The 21,874-nt window shown below is 33.1% G+C and carries 25 protein-coding genes; 22 read left to right on the top strand and 3 right to left on the bottom strand.

The window, feature by feature from the left end; all coding sequences use genetic code 11:
• Positions 1 to 307: 307 nt before the first annotated feature.
• The 6 genes from TD29_RS08560 (at position 308) to TD29_RS08535 (ending at position 5,454) form a co-directional block, all read left to right on the top strand.
• The gene (locus tag TD29_RS08560) at positions 308 to 1,534 is read left to right on the top strand and encodes an aminotransferase class I/II-fold pyridoxal phosphate-dependent enzyme (RefSeq protein ID WP_040280051.1); all 1,227 of its coding nucleotides are present in this window, start codon (positions 308 to 310) and stop codon (positions 1,532 to 1,534) included.
• A 313-nt stretch (positions 1,535 to 1,847) separates the two neighbouring features.
• Complete coding sequence (locus TD29_RS08555) at positions 1,848 to 3,521, top strand: Na+/H+ antiporter NhaC family protein (protein ID WP_040280050.1); 1,674 nt, start codon at positions 1,848 to 1,850, stop codon at positions 3,519 to 3,521.
• A gap of 202 nt (positions 3,522 to 3,723) precedes the next feature.
• On the top strand, positions 3,724 to 4,368 hold the full coding sequence (locus TD29_RS08550) for a peroxiredoxin (RefSeq protein WP_040280049.1): 645 nt from the start codon (positions 3,724 to 3,726) through the stop codon (positions 4,366 to 4,368).
• A 7-nt stretch (positions 4,369 to 4,375) separates the two neighbouring features.
• Complete coding sequence (locus tag TD29_RS08545) at positions 4,376 to 4,684, top strand: thioredoxin family protein (protein ID WP_040280048.1); 309 nt, start codon at positions 4,376 to 4,378, stop codon at positions 4,682 to 4,684.
• A 44-nt stretch (positions 4,685 to 4,728) separates the two neighbouring features.
• Positions 4,729 to 4,986, top strand: a complete 258-nt coding sequence (locus TD29_RS08540) for a DUF6952 family protein (protein ID WP_040280047.1) — start codon at positions 4,729 to 4,731, stop codon at positions 4,984 to 4,986.
• A gap of 141 nt (positions 4,987 to 5,127) precedes the next feature.
• Entirely contained in the window at positions 5,128 to 5,454 is a 327-nt protein-coding gene (locus tag TD29_RS08535) for a DMT family transporter (RefSeq protein ID WP_040280046.1), read from the top strand.
• Between the two features lie 15 nt (positions 5,455 to 5,469).
• Here the strand turns inward: TD29_RS08535 and TD29_RS08530 are convergent, their stop codons facing one another.
• Positions 5,470 to 6,096, bottom strand: coding sequence for a LysE family translocator (locus TD29_RS08530; protein ID WP_040280045.1), 627 nt, complete (start codon positions 6,094 to 6,096; stop codon positions 5,470 to 5,472).
• A 107-nt stretch (positions 6,097 to 6,203) separates the two neighbouring features.
• Between TD29_RS08530 and TD29_RS08525 the strand changes: the two genes are divergently transcribed.
• From TD29_RS08525 to TD29_RS08480, 10 genes are all read left to right on the top strand, one after another.
• Positions 6,204 to 7,085, top strand: a complete 882-nt coding sequence (locus TD29_RS08525; protein WP_040280044.1) for a LysR substrate-binding domain-containing protein — start codon at positions 6,204 to 6,206, stop codon at positions 7,083 to 7,085.
• Between the two features lie 77 nt (positions 7,086 to 7,162).
• Positions 7,163 to 8,398 carry a cytochrome-c peroxidase gene (locus TD29_RS08520; protein WP_040280043.1) on the top strand — a complete coding sequence of 412 codons (1,236 nt, stop codon included), beginning with the start codon at positions 7,163 to 7,165 and terminating at the stop codon, positions 8,396 to 8,398.
• A complete protein-coding gene (locus tag TD29_RS08515) occupies positions 8,367 to 9,704 on the top strand; it encodes a sulfatase-like hydrolase/transferase (protein WP_241485257.1) in 1,338 nt (445 codons plus the stop codon). Before TD29_RS08520 ends, TD29_RS08515 begins: the two co-directional genes overlap by 32 nt.
• Before the next feature lie 59 nt (positions 9,705 to 9,763).
• Positions 9,764 to 10,315 carry a TetR/AcrR family transcriptional regulator gene (locus tag TD29_RS08510; protein WP_040280042.1) on the top strand — a complete coding sequence of 184 codons (552 nt, stop codon included), beginning with the start codon at positions 9,764 to 9,766 and terminating at the stop codon, positions 10,313 to 10,315.
• A 53-nt stretch (positions 10,316 to 10,368) separates the two neighbouring features.
• On the top strand, positions 10,369 to 11,229 hold the full coding sequence (locus TD29_RS08505; RefSeq protein WP_040280041.1) for an SDR family oxidoreductase: 861 nt from the start codon (positions 10,369 to 10,371) through the stop codon (positions 11,227 to 11,229).
• A gap of 237 nt (positions 11,230 to 11,466) precedes the next feature.
• The gene (locus TD29_RS08500) at positions 11,467 to 12,030 is read left to right on the top strand and encodes a TetR/AcrR family transcriptional regulator (protein ID WP_040280040.1); all 564 of its coding nucleotides are present in this window, start codon (positions 11,467 to 11,469) and stop codon (positions 12,028 to 12,030) included.
• A gap of 56 nt (positions 12,031 to 12,086) precedes the next feature.
• Positions 12,087 to 13,082: an alpha/beta fold hydrolase gene (locus TD29_RS08495; RefSeq protein ID WP_161792613.1), complete on the top strand. Its 996-nt coding sequence runs from the start codon at positions 12,087 to 12,089 to the stop codon at positions 13,080 to 13,082.
• Positions 13,083 to 13,094: 12 nt separating this feature from the next.
• A complete protein-coding gene (locus tag TD29_RS08490; protein WP_040280039.1) occupies positions 13,095 to 14,402 on the top strand; it encodes a beta-propeller fold lactonase family protein in 1,308 nt (435 codons plus the stop codon).
• Between the two features lie 11 nt (positions 14,403 to 14,413).
• The gene (locus tag TD29_RS08485) at positions 14,414 to 14,749 is read left to right on the top strand and encodes a TfoX/Sxy family protein (RefSeq protein ID WP_040280038.1); all 336 of its coding nucleotides are present in this window, start codon (positions 14,414 to 14,416) and stop codon (positions 14,747 to 14,749) included.
• A 7-nt stretch (positions 14,750 to 14,756) separates the two neighbouring features.
• Positions 14,757 to 15,155: a hypothetical protein gene (locus tag TD29_RS08480; protein WP_152611489.1), complete on the top strand. Its 399-nt coding sequence runs from the start codon at positions 14,757 to 14,759 to the stop codon at positions 15,153 to 15,155.
• A 123-nt stretch (positions 15,156 to 15,278) separates the two neighbouring features.
• Here the strand turns inward: TD29_RS08480 and TD29_RS08475 are convergent, their stop codons facing one another.
• Entirely contained in the window at positions 15,279 to 15,710 is a 432-nt protein-coding gene (locus TD29_RS08475) for a winged helix-turn-helix transcriptional regulator (RefSeq protein ID WP_040280036.1), read from the bottom strand.
• 157 nt (positions 15,711 to 15,867) lie between these two features.
• Between TD29_RS08475 and TD29_RS08470 the strand changes: the two genes are divergently transcribed.
• The 5 genes from TD29_RS08470 (at position 15,868) to TD29_RS08450 (ending at position 21,406) form a co-directional block, all read left to right on the top strand.
• Positions 15,868 to 16,734 carry an SDR family oxidoreductase gene (locus TD29_RS08470; protein ID WP_040280035.1) on the top strand — a complete coding sequence of 289 codons (867 nt, stop codon included), beginning with the start codon at positions 15,868 to 15,870 and terminating at the stop codon, positions 16,732 to 16,734.
• Positions 16,735 to 16,742: 8 nt separating this feature from the next.
• Positions 16,743 to 17,483 (top strand): SDR family oxidoreductase, encoded by a 741-nt coding sequence (locus TD29_RS08465; RefSeq protein WP_040280034.1) that lies wholly within the window; start codon positions 16,743 to 16,745, stop codon positions 17,481 to 17,483.
• A gap of 18 nt (positions 17,484 to 17,501) precedes the next feature.
• The gene (locus TD29_RS08460; protein ID WP_040280033.1) at positions 17,502 to 17,849 is read left to right on the top strand and encodes a nuclear transport factor 2 family protein; all 348 of its coding nucleotides are present in this window, start codon (positions 17,502 to 17,504) and stop codon (positions 17,847 to 17,849) included.
• Between the two features lie 279 nt (positions 17,850 to 18,128).
• A complete protein-coding gene (locus tag TD29_RS17860; RefSeq protein ID WP_052467030.1) occupies positions 18,129 to 19,040 on the top strand; it encodes a HamA C-terminal domain-containing protein in 912 nt (303 codons plus the stop codon).
• Positions 19,007 to 21,406 (top strand): DEAD/DEAH box helicase, encoded by a 2,400-nt coding sequence (locus tag TD29_RS08450; RefSeq protein WP_040280032.1) that lies wholly within the window; start codon positions 19,007 to 19,009, stop codon positions 21,404 to 21,406. The genes TD29_RS17860 and TD29_RS08450 overlap by 34 nt, the downstream gene beginning before the upstream one ends.
• A 43-nt stretch (positions 21,407 to 21,449) precedes the next feature.
• Here TD29_RS08450 and TD29_RS18205 read toward each other — a convergent pair whose 3' ends face one another.
• Entirely contained in the window at positions 21,450 to 21,590 is a 141-nt protein-coding gene (locus TD29_RS18205) for a hypothetical protein (RefSeq protein WP_174435342.1), read from the bottom strand.
• 80 nt (positions 21,591 to 21,670) lie between these two features.
• Here TD29_RS18205 and TD29_RS18515 point away from each other — a divergent pair, with 80 nt between their 5' ends.
• On the top strand, positions 21,671 to 21,841 hold the full coding sequence (locus TD29_RS18515; RefSeq protein WP_161792612.1) for a hypothetical protein: 171 nt from the start codon (positions 21,671 to 21,673) through the stop codon (positions 21,839 to 21,841).
• Positions 21,842 to 21,874: the final 33 nt, after the last annotated feature.

Below are 21,874 nucleotides of genomic sequence, written 5' to 3'. Positions count from 1 at the left end.
TAACGTTTGCTATTCGCATAATTATGTGTATGCAAATTTAATGATTTTCATTAATTATCAAGCCATAGCCATAAATGATAATTAAGCACAAACCTTATGAACACTGGTTTACAAGCAATTAACGTTTGATTTTGAAAGATTTTCAGTTAAACAATCTAAAAACCCTTAATTAATATAAAAACAACTAATAAATTCTAAAATATTAGTTTTAAAATCTATTTTCACACTTAAGTATTGTTATATAATCTAAATAACACAATATTTGATGACATATAATAAGACTAATTTTTAATTTAACGCAATAAATATGGCTTTTAAACCAGCAAATAATATACAAGATTTACAGTATTTTGGAGAATTTGGAGGTGTTAATCCTTCCATTTCAGATTCGTCAACCTATACATTTCTTTCAGCAAAAACAATGTTTGACACCTTTGAAGGTAATGCAGACGGTTGCTATTTATACTCTCGTCACTCTACCCCTTCAAATTTATATTTGGGTGAAGCTTTGGCTGCTATGGAAGGTACAGAAACCGCAAATGTATCTGCCTCAGGTATGGGAGCAATTACACCTGTAATTATGCAACTTTGTGGTGCAGGAGATCATGTAGTCTCAAGTAGAACAATTTATGGTGGTACCTATGCTTTTCTTAAAAATTTTGCACCTCGTTTTAATGTAGAAACGTCGTTTGTAGATATCACGAAATTAGATGTAGTTGAAGCTGCCATTACAACAAACACAAAAGTATTATACTGTGAATCTGTAAGTAATCCCTTATTAGAAGTCGCAGATATTAAAGGATTAGCTCAACTTGCAAAAAAATATAATTTAAAATTAATAGTAGACAACACCTTTTCGCCATTATCTATTTCTCCAGCTAAATTAGGTGCAGATGTTGTGATTCATAGCCTAACAAAATTCATAAATGGTTCTAGTGATACCGTTGGAGGTGTTGTTTGTGGTACCCAAGAATTCATAAACGATTTAAGAAACGTAAACGATGGCGCATCAATGCTATTAGGATCTACAATGGATAGCTTAAGAGCAGCTTCCGTTTTAAAAAACTTAAGAACATTGCATATTAGAATGCAACAGCACAGTAAAAACGGTTTGTATTTAGCCCAAAAGTTTCAAAACGACGGATTAAAAACAGTCTATCCAGGATTACCGTCTCATCCTTCACATGAGTTATTTACATCAATGATGAATGAAACATATGGCTTTGGAGGCATGCTCACTATTGACGTTGGCTCTTTAGACAAAGCCAATGCTTTAATGGAGTTAATGCAAGAACGTAATCTTGGTTATCTAGCTGTAAGTTTAGGCTTTTACAAAACATTATTCTCAGCTCCAGGAAGCTCTACATCCTCTGAAATCCCTGAAGACGAACAAAAAGAAATGGGATTAAGTGATGGCCTCATTAGATTCTCAATAGGTTTAGATGCAGATATTGAACGCACATACACCATGATGCGAGAATGTATGGAAACTTTGAATATTTTAAATTCTAAAGAAGATGCGGTTTTGAGTTAAACCCTTAATCTACAAAAAGCCTTTCTTATAATTTTGAAAGGCTTTTTTTATCATCTTATCGCTCTCCATTTCTCACAGCATTTTATTGAGCTACGTTTAAATCGCTTTTCTTCGGAAATGTTCTGCACTTAAAAAATCGTCAACAAAAACTAAGTGATTTATAAACCAACGTTAGCATCAGTATTTCCTGATACAAATTAAGTTAACGCCTTCTTTTTTTTAGAATTGAATACCAAATTCTGTTAAACATTGCGATTTGCAGAATAGACGACAAAATCGTAACATTACAAGACAAAACTATCATTATTATCACATGAACGACAACGATAACATTTCAGAATTTAAAGCTAAAGATCAAAACATTGTTGATAATAAGGAACTTAACATTTTTGAAGCCTTAATTCCTGTAGTGATATTAATGGGTTTACTTGCTTACAACATCTTTTTTGTTGAAGACCAAGAGTGGTTTGGTGCTTACACAAATCAATTAATTTTATTAATAGGTGGCTTCATAGCCATGATTGGAGGTTTCATGAATAAAGTTTCTCCACGAGTGATGGTGAAAGAAGTTTGGGAAAACCTAAAAAGTGTATTTGTACCAATAATGATTTTGTTTTTAGTTGGCGCCTTAGCCGGAACTTGGCTCATAAGTGGTGTAATTCCTGCAATGGTATATTACGGTTTACAAGTGTTAAGTCCCGAAATATTTTTACCAGCATCTGTCATTATAGCTGCAGTAATTTCTATTGCCACAGGAAGTTCTTGGACCACCTCAGCAACCGTAGGTATTGCTTTAGTTGGTATTGGTACTGCCTTAGGTATTAATCCTGGCATGATTGCAGGTGCAGTAATATCTGGAGCGTATTTTGGAGATAAAATGTCACCTCTTAGTGATACCACAAACCTTGCTCCTGCTATGGCTGGAACAGATTTGTTTACGCACATCAAATACATGTCCTATACAACAGTACCTACAATTGTGGTGACGTTGGTTGTATTTGGAATTATTAGTGCATCAATTGACACATCTGGAAATGCAGACATTTCTCAAATCTTAGAAACCATAGATGCTACGTTTCATATAACGCCATGGTTATTTGCAGTTCCTATTGCTGTTGTTGGCCTAATATTATTAAAAACAAAACCCTTAATTGCATTAGGAACTGGTGTAATATTGGCTATTATTTTTGCAGTTATGTTTCAACCAGATGTAATTGAAAATGTCACAGGTTCTAAATCTAAAACCATTGTAAATTCTATATTAACAGATACAAATATTCCTATTGATGATTCTGCGTTTATGGCAAATCTCAATCCTCAAGATCTTGAAGCTATAAAGAGCAATGAACATCTAGAAACCCTATTCACAGATGGCGGAATTGAAAAAAGCTTTACTAATACAGAATTAGAGCAAGTATTTTCAAATTCAAATTATGATAAAAACACATTATCGACGAAAGCCGAAAGCTTAAGTTACCTTTTAACGATAGACAAACTAAAACAACTGTTTGGCGCTGGAGGTATGAACGGCATGCTCTGGACCATCTACTTAATTATTTGTGCTATGGTTTTTGGCGGAATTATGGATGCCATTGGTGCATTGTCTAGAATTACAAAAGCACTATTATCTATTGCGACATCTGTATTTGGATTATTTGCTGCAACTGTGGCAAGTTGTTTAGGTTTAAACGTCGTAGCATCCGATCAATATTTAGCTCTAGTCATTCCTGGTAAAATGTTTAAACAAGCTTATGAAGACAAAGGTCTTGCACCAGAAAATTTATCGAGAACTTTAGAAGATTCTGGAACCGTAACCTCTGTATTAATCCCATGGAATACCTGTGGCGCTTATCAATCTGGAGTTTTAGGCGTTGGTGTTGGTGAATATATATACTATGCTATCTTCAATTGGTTAAGTCCATTTACAACGTTACTGTTTGCAGCTTTTAATATAAAAATCAGACAATTAAAAAATAAACAAAATTAAGTTTTCAATAATATTCATCTATAATTACATAGTTGATAATCACATAGCAATTTTATTGTCAAATTAACAAAAATACACACCCTTTCCAACACTTATTACTTCATACTATTACTTCATAGTTTCTTATAATAAATTTCTATTGCTATTAGCTGTTCTTATCTTTAATTTTGTTGAAAATTATAACAATAAATAAAAAATAGATATGGCTTTAGTAGGTAAAAAATTTCCAAATTTAGATGTAAATGCAATGAACGAAATGGGTGATACTTTCAAACTCAATGTTCTTGATGAAGCAATAAACAATAACAAAAAAGTAGTTTTATTTTGGTACCCAAAAGATTTCACTTTTGTTTGTCCAACAGAATTACATGCATTTCAAGCAGCTCAAGAAGAATTCGCAAAGAGAAATACAATTGTAATTGGTGCTTCTTGTGATACTGCCGAAGTTCACTTTGCATGGTTAAGTACTGCAAAAGATAATGGTGGAATTGAAGGTGTAACTTACCCAATTTTAGCAGATTCTAACCGTAACTTAGCATCAGCTTTAGGAATCTTAGATATTTTTAACGAGCAATTTGACGAAGAAACAGGACTTGTAACTGTAGAAGGTGACAACGTTACTTTTAGAGCAACTTACATCATTGACGAAGAAGGAACTATCCAACACGAGAGCGTTAACAATATGCCATTAGGTAGAAATGTAAACGAATACTTAAGAATCGTTGATGCCTTAACTCACGTACAAGAAAAAGGTGAAGTTTGTCCAGCAAACTGGGAAGAAGGTAAAGATGCTATGCAAGCAAACGCTAAAGGTACAGCTGAGTATTTGAAGGCTCATTTAAACTAAAATAATCATGGTAAAGGAGTTAGAACAAGATAATTTATCTGAAATCATTTCAGAAAATGACACTGTGATTGTACAATATTCTGCCACTTGGTGCGGTAACTGTAGAATCATGAAACCTAAGTTTAAAAAGTTAGCTTCGGAAAATGAAAATATCACCTTTATTATGGCTGATGCAGAACAATTTCCTGAATCTAGAAAACTTGCAACTGTAGATAATCTACCTACGTTTGCAACTTTTAAAAATGGCGAATTTGTAAATCAAACACAAACCAATAAGTTCGACGTTTTAAAAGACTTAGTTAACGAAGTAGTTTAAGAAAGATCATTTTTCGCTATCGCGGAAACTAAATATATGTATCAATGAAATTACCAGTAATAAAACACCTAGCACAATTTATAGAAGACAATGATGAAGATTACATTATTGAAACTATTGAAACCTTAGAGGCATTAACCGAAGTTCCTTCTCTTAAAGACGAAGAATTAGACGTTATAGGAGAATTAATCTCTAACATGTATGGTGCTATTGAAGTGCATAAAATGATTAAAGATGGAGCGACTAAAAAAGATGCCGTTAACAACTTTATGAAACGTGTTTTAGGATCTATTGATAAATAGAAATTGACACATTACATTTTATAAAACCACCTTGTGAAAGCATGGTGGTTTTTTTGTATCAAAATTTAATACCGTTTTAAGAATGATAATGCATCAAACCAAATTTTATATCACGATATTTCAACCAAAATTTCACACCAAATGAATTGGATACTTTTAATTATTGCTGGCCTATTTGAAGTCGCTTTTGCTTTCTGTTTAGGTAAAGCCAAAACTGCTCATGGAAACGACGTTTACGTATGGTATGCTGCTTTTTTTGTATGCTTAATCATTAGCATGACCTTGCTAATAAAAGTTATTGAAAAACTTCCAATAGGTACAGCTTATGCCATTTGGACAGGTATTGGAGCCGTGGGAACCGTTGCATTAGGTATTTTAGTATTTAAAGAACCAGCCAATTTTTGGCGTCTCTTCTTTTTAACTACACTTATAAGTTCTATTATTGGGTTAAAAGTGGTGTCGCATTAAAATCAACTAGTTGCCTTACCCAAAAGCAATCTGTAATCCCATTAACACAAACACAAATCCGCTTATTTTATTAAGCAAAATCCCTGAGTTTGGATGCCCTTTAATTTTAGTTGAAAACGTACTGGCAAACAAGGTCAAAATCACATACCAAACCACACCAATTAGTGCAAACGTAACACCCAATAAAACAAAAGGCACAGGATCTTCTAATTTTGAAGGTGTAATAAACTGCGGAAAAAATGCCAAAAAGAATAATGCAACTTTAGGATTTAAAGAGTTGGTAAAAAACCCAGACCAAAAGTCGTTTTTAGAACTGTTTTTAACTTCACGTACCATATTTTCTGTAAATAAAGCAGAAGTATCCCTATACTTTTTTACACCAATATAAACCAAATACACTGCGCCAATATACTTTATTGCCATAAAGGCTATTCCAGATTTTGCAATTAAAACCGTTAAGCCAATTGCAGACAAAAACGTGTGCGTTAAAACACCTGTGTTAATACCCATTGCTGACAGTATTCCAGACTTACGACCTTGACCAATAGACTTATTTAATACAAATACAGTATCAATTCCTGGTGTCATTACAAAAAACAAAGCCGTGCCTATAAAGGTCATAAAATTTTCGATGCCTAACATACTATTTCAGTTTACGAGTTATAAATAAATGTGATACAAAGAAACCTCGATGATAAGTACTAAAAAATACATATTTTTGATTCAGTAATGCAAAAAACGCATTTGTTATGACCACACAGCAAATAAAATACTTTTTAGTTTTAGCCGAAGAGCTTCATTTTTGGAACACTGCCGAAAAAGTCTTCATCTCACAATCCTCATTAACCAGACAAATACAAGCGTTGGAAGACGAGCTTGGTTTTTCACTATTCGAAAGAAATAAAAGAAACGTAAAACTAACCGATGCTGGAAAGTTTTTACAACAACATTGGAGCAAAACCATAAACGAGTTAGACCATATTTACCAACAAGCCAAAAAAATTAATCAAGGTGATGCTGGTGTGGTGTCTATCTCTTATCCTGGTTCTATCACCTTTAGTTTGCTTCCTAATTTCCTAGACCTTATTACAACCAATTTACCAGATCTTAAATTAGAATTAGCCGAACTTACCGACGAAAACCACGAAAAACTACTCCTAAATTACAAAACCGATATCGCTTTTAGTCGCGACTCTATTTCGCATATTAATATACAATCGCTTAAATTATTTACAGAGCCAATTTGTATTGCGGTTCCCAACGACCATTGGTTAAATAAAGATACCGTTAACAATATAGACAAACTGCAACACGAAAACTTTATACTTTCCGGTTTACATCAAACCACTTATTTTTCGTCTTTATTACGTAATTTGTTTAATCAGTATGGTTTTGAACCTAAAATTAGCATCGAATCTGATTTTGGTGGAATGATTTTAAATCTAGTGTCTAAAGGACTTGGTATTTCTATTTTACCGCATTCTTTTAAATATTCAAAATTTAATAATGTGCGTTTTATAGACATCGATCAAACCATTGATTTATTTATTCATTGGCGAAAAAACGAAGTCAATAAAACCATAACTAAGGTTATAGATTGTGCTAAACAGCTAAATACAACGGTATATTAAACAAAAAATAATGCCAGAAAATTAAACCTTTTTTCATCTTTTAAGTCCAAATAGCGCAACCTAACTATTTTTAATTTATGAAAACCAAGCATTTATTATCTTGTGGCTTACTCGCTTTATTGTTTTTTGCTTCATCTTGTTCCGATTCAGATTCAGAAGAATATATTCCCATTCCAGACAACAATATTATAACACAATTAAACCTACCAGACGCCTATTTTAACTACGCAAACATTGGATTACCTAGTTATTATACCGCAAGCGAATTCCCGACACAATTTCAGTTTCAAGCCGTAACAGCTTACGACAATACTCCTGCAGACAATCCAATAACAGATGCAGGTGCAACCTTAGGTCGTGTGCTTTTTTACGATAAAAAATTAAGTGGTAATGGTACAGTTGCTTGTGCTTCTTGCCATCAAGCGGAACATGGTTTTTCGGATGCCAATACATTAAGTCAAGGTTTTGAAGGTGGATTAACCAGAAGACATTCCATGAGCATTGTAAATGCTAGATTTTATGCTAGCGGAAAATTCTTTTGGGACGAGCGTGCCAACACTTTGGAAGAACAAGTCTTAATGCCTTTTCAAGACGATGTAGAAATGGGTTTAACGCTTCAAGAATTAGTTAATATAACCAGTAGCCAAGATTACTATCCGCAATTATTTCAAGACGCATTTGGCGATCAAACAATTACAAGCGATAAAATTTCTAAAGCCTTAGCACAATTTATACGTAGCCTAGTTAGTGTCACTTCAAAATATGATGTTGCAAGAAGCGAAGTGGCCTCTCCTATGGCAAACTTTCCGAGTTTTACAGACCAAGAAAATCAAGGTAAAACCCTATTTTATGCACCACGCACGTTAACCAATGGTGTTAGCGGAAACTGCGTTGGTTGTCACCAAACGGAAGCCTTTATTGGACCTTTTCCAAACACTAATTTCCCACTTACAACTTTTGCAACATCTAATGGTTTAGACGCCACCTCTACAACAGATTTAGGTGTTAGCGAAGCGACAGGAAACAGCAACGATATTGGTAAGTTTAAATTCCCATCGTTAAAAAATATAGGTGTGCGTCCGCCTTATATGCACGACGGAAGGTTTGCCACTTTAATGGAAGTTGTTGAGCATTACAGTTCTGGCATTCAAAACCATCAAAATTTAATTACACCTTTAGTAAATGATGCTGGCGAGGTTGGACAATTTAATTTTTCCGAAGAAGAAAAAAATGCATTAGTCGCTTTTCTAAATACATTAACAGACAACGACATGCTTACTGATGAAAAATATAGCAACCCGTTTATTGATTAATATGAAACAGCTTTTTATAATCACCATCCTATGTATACTATTTAGCTGTAGTAGTGATATTAACACTTCCGAAGAAACACAAAACCCAATAGAAAATCCAACACAAAACACACCAAATATTCTGTTTATTATTGCAGACGATTTAGGTAAAGATGCCATAAATGGCTTTTCGGAAGGAAGCATTAAACCAAACACACCACATATAGACGCTATCCGTAATGCAGGATTAACATTCAACAATTTTTGGTCGTATCCAACGTGCTCGCCAACCAGAGCCTCCATTTTAACTGGAAAATATGGTTACCGTACTGACGTAAAATGGGCTGGAGACGTCATTCAAAATTCCGAAACCAGTTTGCAACAATATATTAGCAACCAAACCAATACTAGCTATGCGACTGCAGTTGTTGGTAAATGGCATTTGGCAGGCAACAGCAGCACTTTTAATCCCGAAATATTTGGTATCGATTATTATGCTGGTTTACTTAGAGGCGAACCACAAAGTTATTATAACTGGCTCTTAACAGAAGACGGAAGCAGTACTCTACAAACCGATTATAGTACAACTGCCTTCACAGATTTATCCATAAACTGGATACAACAACAAAACAAACCTTGGTTTATGTGGTTGGCCTATAATGCTCCACACACACCGTTTCATGTACCACCAAGCAACATGCACACGCAAGGTAATCTGCCAGAATATGCTAACGGAATGGACGAAACACCCTATTATATGGCAGCTATTGAGGCTATGGATTTCCAAATTGGACGTTTATTAGATACCTTATCCGAAACTGAAAAAGCCAATACTACCATTATTTTTATTGGAGATAATGGCACACCAAATGAAGTTGCGCAAACCCCTTATTTAAGCACAACTGCAAAAGGAACCTTGTACCAAGGCGGAATAAATGTACCGCTTTTTGTCTCTGGATATGGTGTAACCAGAACAGGAATAGATCCAAATTTAATTACAAGCACAGACCTATTTGCAACCATTGCTCAATTAGCAGGTGTTGGCACAGACCAAATTAACGATAGTAAAAGTTTTAAATCCTTACTTACTGAAGACACTACTATAAGAACGTTTCAATATGCCGAAAAAGACGATGGAAACGTTAATAATTGGGCGATAAACAACGGAAGCTATAAGCTGATAACGTATGCTAATGGCACACAAGAATTTTACAACTTAAGTAACGACCCTTACGAAAGCAATAATTTGCTAAACACAACATTAACTGATGAGCAAGCCAATGCTAAAGCCACTTTAGAAACCGAACTAAGCGTTATTAGAAACTAAAGCTTTAAATTAAAGTTAAAACTTTGGAATAATCATTCCAAAATAGATACCTTTGCCTTGTGAATAAAAAAGAAGCCATACTATCTGCTGCCATTACGTTACTAACTGAAAAAGGCGTACACAATACACCTATGTCTGCTATTGCTAAAGCTGCAGGAACTGGTATGGGAACTATTTATAATTATTTCCCTAACAAAGACGTATTAATAAATACCATTTACGTTAGTATAAAACACGAAGAAAAAGACTTGTTTTTAGATTTTGATGCTAACAAATCCATTAAAACACAATTTGAAACGTATTACACTGCTATGATCGATTTTTTTATAGCCAATCCTACCTATTTTAAATTTATGGAACAATTGCAAGCCTCTCCTATTATTACAGAAAAGAGCAGAAACGAAGGTGTAAAATCTATTACAGAAGTCAATAAACTATTAGTTAAAGGACAGCAAGAACGCATTATAAAAGACATTAATATAGACGAACTTTTAATGTTTATTGGTGGTTCTATCCTATCCTATTTACGATGGTACTTTGGTCAGAAAGAGACTAACAAAGTATCACTTAACAATCAAATGCACATGCTTTGGGATGCTATAAAAGCATAAAAAAAATTTAAGATTAATTTAGAATGAACATTCACTCCAGAAAAACAATCCATATGAAAAGAAACGTATTAATCACAGGAACATCTACAGGAGTTGGTTTTGAAAGCGCCATCCTATTCGCAAAAAACAACTTTAAGGTTTATGCATCTATGCGAAACCTAGACAAAGCAACTGCTTTAAAAAAACAAATAGAAGCTGATAATTTAGACATTCACATAGTGCCTTTAGACGTTACAAAAACCGACACCATAAAAGCTGCAGTAGATACCATTATTAAAAACGATGGTAAAATTGACATCCTTTTTAATAATGCTGGAGCAGGATTCGCTAAAACTACAGAACAAGCTTCCGAAGCAGAAATTAAATGGGTAACAGATGTTAACTATCTTGGTGTGGTGTATTGCACGAAAGCGGTTTTACCTTATATGCGCAAACAAAAATCTGGACAGGTAATAAGCATAACCTCTGTTGGTGGTTTGGTTGGCCAACCTTTTAATGAACTATATTGCGGAGCTAAATTTGCAGTAGAAGGTTTTATGGAAGGCTTAGCCACTTATGTTAGCGATCCGTTTAATATTAAAATTACCTGCTTAGAACCTGGCGGAATTTCAACCGAATTTATGGCGTCTGCTATAGACAAAACAGCTACCGAAGGACAATTTGCAACTGGCGAGTATGCTCCTATTTTTGAGCAATATATGGCTGGAAACCAACAAAGAGCAAAAGAAAGCGCAACACAAGTATACCAAACTGGTTTAGAAGTCGCACAAGTTGCTTTAGATGTAGCACAAAACGACAATCCGCCTTTACGAATACGCACCTCACAATGGGCCGAAGATTTTACGCACCTTAAAACCAAAGCAGATCCAGATGGTACTAAATTAGTGGCTCAGGTAAGAGCTAGTTTTTTGTAGACTGCTCTCCACATAAATTAAAAATCACCTGGCGAAAGTAAGGTGGTTTTTCTTTTATATTCACACGCTAACATGTTTCTAAAACACTTTCAGGCATCAAAAAAATGAATAATAATTTTTAGTAGAAAATAGTTTACCTATTGAAAATCCCTCCTATTTTATAAAAAAATCTTAAAAAACAGTAAATATTTTTTTGTTTCTAATCATTTGATTAGTTTTGTAATGTAATTTAGTTTTATGCCTAGAGAAAAAAAATATAATGAAGAAGAAGTCATAGAAAAGGCAATGGCTCTGTTCTGGAAAAACGGTTATAGAAATACATCATTAAGAATGCTATCTAAAGAAATGGGGATCAATCAATTTTCTATAAACGCTAGTTTTGGTAACAAACAAAAGCTTTTTCTAGAAAGCTTAAAATTGTATAGAAGCAAATTGCAAAAATTAATTAATGCACTTAAAAACGCTTCTAATGGCATCGAGAGTATTAAAGACTTTTTCTATCAGTTCGCTGAATTTGCTAATCAAAACAATTCTAAAAACGGTTGTTTAATGGTAAATACCATGTCAGAATTTGGTTTAGATGTAGATAAAAAAGTAGGTATCATTATTTCGAACTACGAGGAACAATTAAGAACCTTGTTTAAACACAATTTGGAGTTAAATAGCATAAAGGACAACCAAACTATAGAAAGACACACAAATTATCTTGTTTTAGCATTAAGTGGTTTGGCTTTAGCAACAAAAATTCAAAATGAAATTACCATTAACGACTATATAGAAACCACATTTCAGCACTTCTAATATTTTTTTACCGTAAAACTAATCAAATGATTAGAAATAAATTTAACAAAATACAAATGAAAACAAAAAACACATTCAGAAAAACAATTGTACTAACCTTAATACTTGCAATTACTATGGCTAATATATCTCAAGCTCAAGACATCTACAATAAAGATGAAACCAATAAAAAAGAAAGACCCTTTACAGTAGATAAAAAAGAATATCCTTTTAAAAGCAACTGGTTTGAAAAAGACGGAATTTCAATGCATTACATTGATGAAGGCGAAGGTATTCCTATTGTTTTAACACACGGAAATCCAGATTGGTCTTTTTTAAACAGGAATATAATTAAAGCACTTTCAGGTGAAGCTAGAGTCATTGCATACGACTTACCTGGATTTGGTTTTTCCTATACTCCAAAAAACTATGGTTACACACCACAAGAACACGTAGAATGGATTAAAGCCTTACTTTTTGAGCATTTAAAATTAGAGAAATTTATAATTGTGGTTCAAGATTGGGGCGGACCAACTGGTTTATCTGTGGCAACAAGTAATCCAGATAAAGTTTTAGGTATTGTAATTAGTAATACTTGGGCTTGGAAAGCCGAAGGCAAATTAAAAGAATTTTCAATGTTAATGAGAACGCCAGAAATGGAAAACAAAGTTTTAGACGAAAACTTTTTTGCAACTGCTCTAATGCAGAATTCCATAAATGAAAAATCGCGTAATAACAAAGCCATTACAGATGCGTACGCCATGCCTTTTCCTACAAGAGAATCTAGAAGAGCTACCGCAGTTTTTCCGCAACAAATTACACTTGCAGCATCTTGGTTAGAAGACCTGGAAACTAAATTACCGAAGTTACAAGACAAACCTGTTGAGTTAATTTTTGGATTAAAAGATGATGCTGTTGCCTCTCAACACATACAAGACAAATGGCGTGCTCTTTTTCCTAAAGCACCAGTACAGTTACTACCAGAAGCAGGTCATTTTACACAAGAGGACAGTCCAGAAAGTTTTGTGTTCTCTTTACGAAGAATGATGAAGAATTTAGAACCGAACAAATAAAATATACGCAAAATGAAAACAAGAGTTTTATTGGTTTTATTTGTCTTAAGCGGTATGCTTGGTTCAATTAATGCACAACAAAAATTTAACTACCTAGATTTTAAAGCAAAAAAACTAGTAGTCTTGTCTGATGCAGACCAGTTGGCCTCAACTTATGTTGATGGAAAATCAGGAAATAAAACAGCCGATTTAGTAGACCAATTAACCATAATAGATGGTGATAATTTAACTAATCCCAAAGCATTAAAAACAGCTTCTGTAAGTAACTCGGTTAAATATTGGCCAAACAGCTTAACGGTAACACCAGACGGAAAATACGCTTTAGTATCAGAATTATTTGGTCCTGCTCCATTAGGTGAATCAATGATCAATGATACACCTGTGGGCAGAAAATTGACAATAGTAGATGTTGAAACAGCCAAAGTGTTAAGTGTTACAGACGTTGCCGATGGTATTAACGCCATAGATGTACACCCAAGTGGCAAATACGTTGCGGTATCGACTATGGAAGAAGGGAAAGAGGTCATTATTTTTCCATTGAAAAACGGAAAACTGGGTAAAGCAAAAAATATAGCTTTAGAATTGGCAGCATCTATGCTTCCGGGTTCAAAAGCATCACATTTAACTTTTGACCCAACTGGTGAATTTTTAGCTATTTCAAGTTCTTTTGGCGATGAAACCGTTCGTTTTTTTAAATTCAACGAAAACGACTTAACATTAACACCATATGGTAATGCTGTAAATCCGGGAAAATTACCAGGAATTATGTACTGGTCTCCAAACGGAAAGTACTTATTGGTCACCAATATTGGTTGGGGAGCAGATCTTCCAGGCTTATATTTAGCACCAACTAGGGGAACCGTTGCAGCTATACGATTAGACAGAGCAAATAAAGGAGATAATGGACCACAAAACCAAATTGTATCTATTGAGCCTTCACGAGTTTCACCCGAAAATATTGCGGTAAGTCCCGATGGTAAATGGGTAGTTGCCTTAAATTTTGAGGCATCGCTCTATCCTGTTGAGAGCCCAAACTACCAGCCTTTTTACTCAATATCTTTATTTAGCTTTAATGAAGATACAGGAAAAATCACTTTAAAAGACGAATTTTTCTTTGAAGGTGTAATGCCAGAAGGTGTGGTTTTTGACGGTTCTAGTAATTTTTTAGCGGTAGCTGTTTTTGACCATCACGATAGTAATCAAAAAGGTGGTTCTGTAGATTTCTTTAGGTTAATAGATAAAGAAAACCCAAAATTAATTCAGACCAAATATTCAATTCCGGTAATGCGTGGTTCACATATTATTAAAAGAATCGATTAATAAAAGGCAAAATGACAACTTCCACCGACTATTTAGATTTTATTCTAGACCAATTATCTAGCTGGAAAACGATTCACCCAAAACGAATGTTTGGTGTCATCGGATTGTATGCAGATGGTTATATGTTCGGTATCATCTCCAAAGAAATGGTTTATTTTAAGGTAGCCAACAGTAACCAAGCACATTATAAAGCAGCAGATGCTCAATCTTTAAAATTGTTTAAAAACAATAGTGTGGTGGCTTCCTTTTACGAAGTTCCAATAGCGGTTTTGGAAGATGCAGACCAGTTAACAATTTGGGCAGAAGCGTCATTGAACATTCAGAAAAAAAATAGTAGTAAAAAGTAATTCTAAAATGAAAAATTCAAACAATTTATTCAAAAAGTTCGTCCTAATTACGGGAATTTTTAATTTCCCAATAGGTATATGGATGATTATAGAAGCCTTATCAAATAAAACCGGAGAATCGTTAATTACCAATGCGGTATCTGGCGAATTCATCATATTTGCTGGAGCAGCATTGGTATGGGCAACAAAAAAAATAGCTACAAGAGCATCTATTATTGTTTGGAACGGTTTAGTGCGTTTCTTTAGTGTGTTATTTGTGTTCTACGCTTCAACAAATGGCGAAGTTCCTGAACCTATGTTGTACATTACAGGTATGGATTTAATATTAGCGCTAACCTATATTATTGGAAGCACAAGGGTGACAGGAATACCATTTTCTAAACTTGTATTAGGAAAAACAAATTAATACCACTAACAGGTTTTAACAACGTAAATAAAAAATGGCAGTTAAGATTTAAACCTAACCTTTAATTCTTTTCTGCTATAATTATTTTATAATGTAATAGCACAAATAAGTCTGCTAATTTACTTATACCTTACTGTGTTCTGCCCTATACTTCCCTATCGTATTTTTAATATAAGTCGTTTTATCTTGTCTAATAACATCAATAGCATCTCCAGAATACAATTCCGGATGAAAATCACGCATATGTTTATCACTCCAAAGCGATAACTCTACTATTACAGGCGTTAAATCAAGACCTTTATCGGTTAACGTATAAATATTGGTCTTTTTATTTTCAGGAAGTTTTCCTTTAGTAATTATATTAAATTCTTCAAGCATTTTCAATCGCGAAGACAAGATGTTTGTTGCTATAGCTTCATCACTTTCAATAAAATCTTTAAACGTTTTTTTACCTTCAATAAGCATCTGCTTAATAATGATAATAGACCATTTATCCCCTACAACATCTAAAGCTGTACTAATTGGGCAGTTACATCTAAATTCTGTTTTTATCATAACAAAGGGCTTTTTATTAATCCGTTACAAAGGTACATTTTTTAATTTATTACTTGCAAAATGAAATTAATTTCATTTTTTACTTGCAAAACAAAAGTAATGTTGTAATTTTGCTTGCATAATAAAAGTAATAATTAAAATATAAAATTTCAAAAACATGAAAAACGTAATCATAACAGGAAGTAGCAGCGGATTCGGATTATTAGCAGCTAAACATTTTGCAGACCACAACTACAAAGTATATGCAACGATGAGAGCCTCTCAAAAAAACGAGGCTATAAAAAAAGAATTAGAAGCCTATGCTTCACATATTAAAGTAGTAGATATGGATGTCGCTACAGATGCTTCTGTAAATAAAGCCATGGAAAGCATTTTGGCTGAAGCCGAAACCGTAGACGTACTAGTAAACAATGCAGGAATAATGCATATGGGAATTGCCGAAGCCTTTAGCGTAGAGCAAGCCAACCAATTAATGAATGTGAACTACTACGGTATTATTAGAACCACACAAGCTGTTTTACCAAGCATGCGCCAAGCAGGACAAGGCTTAATTATAAACACAACATCGTCTTATGGTAGAGTATTTGCACCTTTTGCAGCGACCTATGGTGCCTCTAAAGCAGCTGTAGAAGCCTATACACAAAGTCTAAAATACGAGTTAGCGCCTACTGGTGTAGAAGCTGTTATTGTAGAGCCTGGACCATTTGCAACCAATTTAGCAGCATCGTTTGTACCAGAAGCCAGAACAGAAATTGTAGCACAAAATAGCGACTTACAAAGCATATTTCATGGTATGATGGAAGGTTTTGCCACACTAATGCAATCGCAAGACATTCCTGCACCAACTTTAGTAGCTGAAGCTTATTTAGATCTAGCCGAAATGCCACAAGGCAGCAGACCAACACGTACAGTTGTAGGTTTACCATTTGGAGCAGACCAAGTAAACCAATTAACACAACCCATACAAGATGGCTCTTTAAAAGCCTACCAAATGGAATACTTATTAGAAACAAAACTTAAATAAAAAGTAAAATGAAAAATAACATCGAAGATAAAGTCGTAGTCATTACAGGAGGAAGTAGCGGATTAGGAGAAGCTACAGCTTATTATTTGGCCGAACGCGGAGCAAAAATAGTTTTAGGTGCGCGTAGAATAGAAAAATTAGAAAACGTAGCAGCTAAAATTATAAAAAACGGTGGAAAAGCCGAAGTTTTAAAAACAGATGTTACCAATGCAAATGATGTAAAAGCTTTAGTAGAAAAAGCCATTAGCAGTTTTGGTAAAATTGATGTTATGGTTAATAATGCTGGTATCATGCCTTTAGCACCATTAAGTGCGCTAAAAATTGACGAATGGGACAGTACAATTGATGTCAACATAAAAGGTGTGTTATACGGTATTGCAGCAGCCTTACCAGAATTTCAGAAGCAAAAATCGGGTCACTTTATCAACTTAGCATCTGTTGCTGGCTTAAAAGTAAGTCCTGGCGGAGCAGTTTACAGTGGGACAAAATATGCTGTTCGTGCCATAAGTGAAGGCTTAAGGCAAGAAGTTGGTAAAGATATTAGAACCACTATTCTCTCACCAGGTTTAATAGATTCCGAACTACAATTAGGAAGCTCAGATCAGGCCACCTCACAATTTATACAGCAGGTGTACAAAGATGCTATTCCGGCAATTTCTATTGCAAAAGCGGTAGCCTACGCTATCGAGCAACCTGCAGACGTAGATATTAACGAGTTAGTAATTCGACCAACAATACAAGAATTTTAAAAACTAAAAACCACAAAAATGAACGATTTTAAATACGCATGGAATGTATGGTGCAACAGTTGGACCATCACCAATACCACAGAAAGAGCGCAAGAATTACAACATATTTTAGCGCAAAACTTTACCTATACAGATCCTGTTATGGCTGTAAAAGGTGTCGATCAAATAAACGAAGCCATACAACAGTTTCAAGCACAAGCGCCTGGTATTACCTTTGATGCAACACACATCTCTACCCACAATAACCGATTTTTAGTAAAGTGGAACATGCTTAACGCTGAAAACGACATTATTAATGAAGGCTCTAGTTTTATACAAACCGAAAACAATAAATTTAAAGATATTACCGGTTTTTTTGAAGTGTAATACAAACCCTAAAACTTTTAATAGAGTATTTAAAAACCACTTGGCGCAAGCTTGGTGGTTTTTTTTTGCTTATTACGGTTAACCGTAATTAATCTAGAATAAAAATTTTAAATTGCTGACTAATTATTAGAACCTTACGGAAAATTACACATAGATATTAATAAATATAATTAAGTTCGTAGTTCATGACTTTATAAGTTTAAAAGCCTATTTAGTTTATGGGATATGAGTTGTAAATGTTATGATATAACGAGTTAGCAACATGCTGAAAAACCACCAATGAAAGCAAGTCTAAAAAATTTAATAAGTAAAACTATTCTTCTCGAATGCAGTTTACCTGACTTAACAACTAAGATTGACAGAACTTGTGTTACTTCGACAAATATTAAAGATAACTGCTATAAATCAAATAATGATTCAGGTTTAGCAAAAATAATTTACGAAGGTATTTTATATTATGCTTATGACGAATTTCAGCTAAATGATGCTAATCATCAGAAAATGTTTCTAAAAGCATTTAATAATAAGTTTAAATACAATTATTCTGCTAGTGACCTAGCAAAAAGGAAATTGGGTATTTATGGAGAATCTCTACTCTATTGTATTCTAAAGCATTTTTATAAAACTGACACCTTAATATCAAGAGGATACTTTTACGACATTCAAAAGAAAACCGAAGTTACGGGCTATGATGCGTTTCATTTAGTTCAAAGAAAAGATGAAATTGAATTATGGTTTGGCGAAACAAAATTTTATGAAGATTGTAAAAGCGCAATAAATAGCGTTTTTAAGAGTATTGAAAAAGCAATTTCTGATGACTATTTAGTAAACACAAACTTCACTACAATACTTCAACATAAAGGCAATATAGTTGATAAAACTTCAAAATTATATTCGATATTAGATAAATGGGACAAATGCATCATAGATTCTCTGGAAAAAGAATTAAATGATAATAATATAAGTTTAATTTATCCAGTACTGGTTACATACAACTCGATTAGCGAAACTTATAGTGATTCAATCAAACTAGCAGTCGAACATATAAAAGACAAATTCAGTCATATTAGCTTTGATGATATAAGTATTGATTTTTCAATATTTTTCATATTCTTACCAATAGATGATGTTAAAGCAACAAAAGAAACAATAATTAAATGGATAGACACGAAAGAACCCTTAATGTCGTAACAGCACTAAATTCATTTAACAATGGAGAATTGGAAGACTACCATCTTTTAAGTAGTGTTTGTGAATATTTTGATTTCATTAAAAACGAAGACCTTGATGATGCTGATAAAAGGTTTCTACTATATCTATCTAATAAAGCAGGAATACCACATTATTACGATATTCTAACAAATTTCAACAATGAAAACTCTTTAAAAATAGATGACGAAAATATTGGTTTAAGTACAATATCATCTTTGCTTTACGAATCAACTCTTTACACAGATGATAATTCAAAATTACATCAGTATCAAAAAGAAATATTAGACCTTTTCGTCTTTGGCAACAAAAATCGTTTTTTCCTTTCAGCATCAACTTCATTTGGCAAAACCCATTTAGTATATGAAGTTATTAAAAAAATTCAATATAAAAATATTGTATTAATTTTTCCGAGTATTGCTCTTTTATCAGAAAATCTAGCAAAAATAAAAGAGGGAAAAATTAATTTCCCAATAGATTATGAGATTCATACTTTAAGTGATATTGATAATGACTATGGAGAATATAATATTTTTATTTTTACGCCTGAAAGATTCCTTTCATTCCTTGACAAAAAAAATGAAGGTCTAAACCTAGATTTCATATTCGTTGATGAAGTTTACAAAATAGATAATGGATATATTATCGATGATGAGGCGCGAGAAAATGAAAGAGATGTTGCCTATAGAATGTCTATTTTTTATGGTCTTTCCAGATTTCCAAATATCGACATATTATTAGCTGGTCCATATATTGAAGTTTTAAATGAAAACTCAGATTTTTACAACCCTTCTTTTGACTTATTTCTAAACGATTTAGAGATAACAAAACTACTTAGAAATGAATATGAGATAGTAAAAGTTAGCCAAACCAATATTGAAAATGTCAAAACAGAAATTACTGTAGATGGCATAACGTTTAACTTAAAAGGAAAGAAATCAAAAAAGCAAAAAATTCAAGAACTTTTAGATAGAATACTTATAAATAATGAAAACGCTATAGTATACTGTAATACAAAAGCCATTGCAGAAAGCGTAGCATCAAATTACGAAAGAAGCAATATTACTAGTGAATACATAAATTCATTTCTAAATCACCTTAAAAATAAATATAATAACGAATGGATTATAATAAAAGGCTTGGAAAAAGGGATCGGAGTTCATCACGGAGTTGTGCCAAAATACATTCAAAAAGAAATTGTAAATCTCTTCAATAATTCAGAATCAGGTCTCAATATTCTCTGTTCAACTACAACAATCACAGAAGGCGTAAATACAACTGCAAAAAATATGATTGTTTACAAAAGTCTTAAAGGTTCTGGTAATCACGCCAAACCATTGCTGACATTTGATGCTAAAAATATTGCAGGAAGAGCAGGTAGATTTATGGAGCATTATACAGGTCGAGTTATTTCGCTCGATACAGAATTTATATCGAAATTAAATCAACAAGGCGAACCAATAAAGCATAAAAATTACGACCCAAATCAAGTGAAGTCAGAGATTGATGATGAAATGACACCAAATCAATTTTTAGATGATAGAAGTAAAGAAAGACTTGAGGAAGTCAGTCAAATGCAAGCTGAAAGAGGAATACCAAATGATATAATTTCTCAATTTAAAGCTATGAGTAAAAGGGATAAAATTATTTTTTATGATAAAATTATTTTATTAAACATAAATGAGTTACAAAAAATTAAACTTCTTATTAGAAGATTAAATTCCCCTTCATTAAGGATAAATAAAGAAGGTTTACAAATAATTTTAAACTTATGTCTAGAGCTAATTCAGAATGAAAATTTGAGAGGATTAATTACAAATACTTATTTTGATAAGTTTGATAATAAAGAATACTCTATCTTGATAGTTTCTCTAAATAGTTATCTTACTAAAGGATTTAATGGAAATTATGAGTTTTATTATAATCGTTATATTAAACAACAAGAAAAGAAAAAATTTCTTCAAGAACAAAACGGAAATGAGTTTACAATTAATTACGGTACAATAGTAAACAAAGCTATGAGAGATAGTGCTAGTTTAATATTCAATACTTTCAAATATCAATTAGTGAAATACCTAGGAATATTCAATTTAATGTACAAATACATTGAATCAAAAAAACTAAATACTACAATTGATGAAGTTCCTGGAATTGACAAATTATTAATTAAGTTAGAATACAATGCATTTAGCGAAGAAGCTAGAATTGCAAGTGATTTTGGTGTTCCTCAAAAAATTGTAGATTATTATGATTCTAACAATGCAACAGACAGTAAAAGAATATTAAATGAATTTGACAGTTATGAAAAGACTGTATTTGAAAGAATAAAACGAATAATTGAAGAATAAAGCCAGTGGTTAACATCGTGAATAATTCATGGCTAGCTCTATCCTACCCCAAAACACCAGCTAAAAAAGCACGATACTGTTCTAACTCTAAAGGTACATCTGCATTTTTTTCCATATCATGAAAATGGTGTGTGGCTAAGCACGTCATACCTGTAAAGGCATTCATTTTATGAAAACCAAACATAGCAGCTTGGTTGACACTGGTTGCATTAAAAAACAAGACTCATAAAAAGAATAATAGCACGAGCTTTAATTATAATTGCAATGCAACTCACAGTTGCACAAACCGATAATTTAAAATGGTTGGACCTACAATTATCTAACTACAAGTATCCTTTTCCGGTTTCAACTCTAGAATTAAACATACAAAACCAAACGCTAAACATGGCGTATATCAATGTAAAAGCAAGACATCACAACAGGTTGATACAGTGAATTAGGAAAACAAACTCAAAAAGTCATATTAGT

Source organism: Psychroserpens damuponensis (assembly GCF_000826655.1).
GTDB classification, from domain to species: Bacteria; Bacteroidota; Bacteroidia; order Flavobacteriales; family Flavobacteriaceae; genus Psychroserpens; species Psychroserpens damuponensis.
Note: the sequence above shows the minus strand (reverse complement) of the source record. Positions and strands in the feature narration are given on the sequence as shown.

Excerpts from the sequence above, each read along its gene's own strand:
- TD29_RS08560 (WP_040280051.1), top strand. The coding sequence starts at position 308 with ATGGCTTTTAAACCAGCAAATAATATACAAGATTTACAGTATTTTGGA.
- TD29_RS08555 (WP_040280050.1), top strand. The coding sequence starts at position 1,848 with ATGAACGACAACGATAACATTTCAGAATTTAAAGCTAAAGATCAAAAC.
- TD29_RS08550 (WP_040280049.1), top strand. The coding sequence starts at position 3,724 with ATGGCTTTAGTAGGTAAAAAATTTCCAAATTTAGATGTAAATGCAATG.
- TD29_RS08545 (WP_040280048.1), top strand. The coding sequence starts at position 4,376 with ATGGTAAAGGAGTTAGAACAAGATAATTTATCTGAAATCATTTCAGAA.
- TD29_RS08540 (WP_040280047.1), top strand. The coding sequence starts at position 4,729 with ATGAAATTACCAGTAATAAAACACCTAGCACAATTTATAGAAGACAAT.
- TD29_RS08535 (WP_040280046.1), top strand. The coding sequence starts at position 5,128 with ATGAATTGGATACTTTTAATTATTGCTGGCCTATTTGAAGTCGCTTTT.
- TD29_RS08530 (WP_040280045.1), bottom strand. The coding sequence starts at position 6,096 with ATGTTAGGCATCGAAAATTTTATGACCTTTATAGGCACGGCTTTGTTT.
- TD29_RS08525 (WP_040280044.1), top strand. The coding sequence starts at position 6,204 with ATGACCACACAGCAAATAAAATACTTTTTAGTTTTAGCCGAAGAGCTT.
- TD29_RS08520 (WP_040280043.1), top strand. The coding sequence starts at position 7,163 with ATGAAAACCAAGCATTTATTATCTTGTGGCTTACTCGCTTTATTGTTT.
- TD29_RS08515 (WP_241485257.1), top strand. The coding sequence starts at position 8,367 with ATGAAAAATATAGCAACCCGTTTATTGATTAATATGAAACAGCTTTTT.
- TD29_RS08505 (WP_040280041.1), top strand. The coding sequence starts at position 10,369 with ATGAAAAGAAACGTATTAATCACAGGAACATCTACAGGAGTTGGTTTT.
- TD29_RS08500 (WP_040280040.1), top strand. The coding sequence starts at position 11,467 with ATGCCTAGAGAAAAAAAATATAATGAAGAAGAAGTCATAGAAAAGGCA.
- TD29_RS08495 (WP_161792613.1), top strand. The coding sequence starts at position 12,087 with ATGAAAACAAAAAACACATTCAGAAAAACAATTGTACTAACCTTAATA.
- TD29_RS08490 (WP_040280039.1), top strand. The coding sequence starts at position 13,095 with ATGAAAACAAGAGTTTTATTGGTTTTATTTGTCTTAAGCGGTATGCTT.
- TD29_RS08485 (WP_040280038.1), top strand. The coding sequence starts at position 14,414 with ATGACAACTTCCACCGACTATTTAGATTTTATTCTAGACCAATTATCT.
- TD29_RS08480 (WP_152611489.1), top strand. The coding sequence starts at position 14,757 with ATGAAAAATTCAAACAATTTATTCAAAAAGTTCGTCCTAATTACGGGA.
- TD29_RS08475 (WP_040280036.1), bottom strand. The coding sequence starts at position 15,710 with ATGATAAAAACAGAATTTAGATGTAACTGCCCAATTAGTACAGCTTTA.
- TD29_RS08470 (WP_040280035.1), top strand. The coding sequence starts at position 15,868 with ATGAAAAACGTAATCATAACAGGAAGTAGCAGCGGATTCGGATTATTA.
- TD29_RS08465 (WP_040280034.1), top strand. The coding sequence starts at position 16,743 with ATGAAAAATAACATCGAAGATAAAGTCGTAGTCATTACAGGAGGAAGT.
- TD29_RS08460 (WP_040280033.1), top strand. The coding sequence starts at position 17,502 with ATGAACGATTTTAAATACGCATGGAATGTATGGTGCAACAGTTGGACC.
- TD29_RS17860 (WP_052467030.1), top strand. The coding sequence starts at position 18,129 with ATGAAAGCAAGTCTAAAAAATTTAATAAGTAAAACTATTCTTCTCGAA.
- TD29_RS08450 (WP_040280032.1), top strand. The coding sequence starts at position 19,007 with ATGGATAGACACGAAAGAACCCTTAATGTCGTAACAGCACTAAATTCA.
- TD29_RS18205 (WP_174435342.1), bottom strand. The coding sequence starts at position 21,590 with ATGTTTGGTTTTCATAAAATGAATGCCTTTACAGGTATGACGTGCTTA.
- TD29_RS18515 (WP_161792612.1), top strand. The coding sequence starts at position 21,671 with ATGCAACTCACAGTTGCACAAACCGATAATTTAAAATGGTTGGACCTA.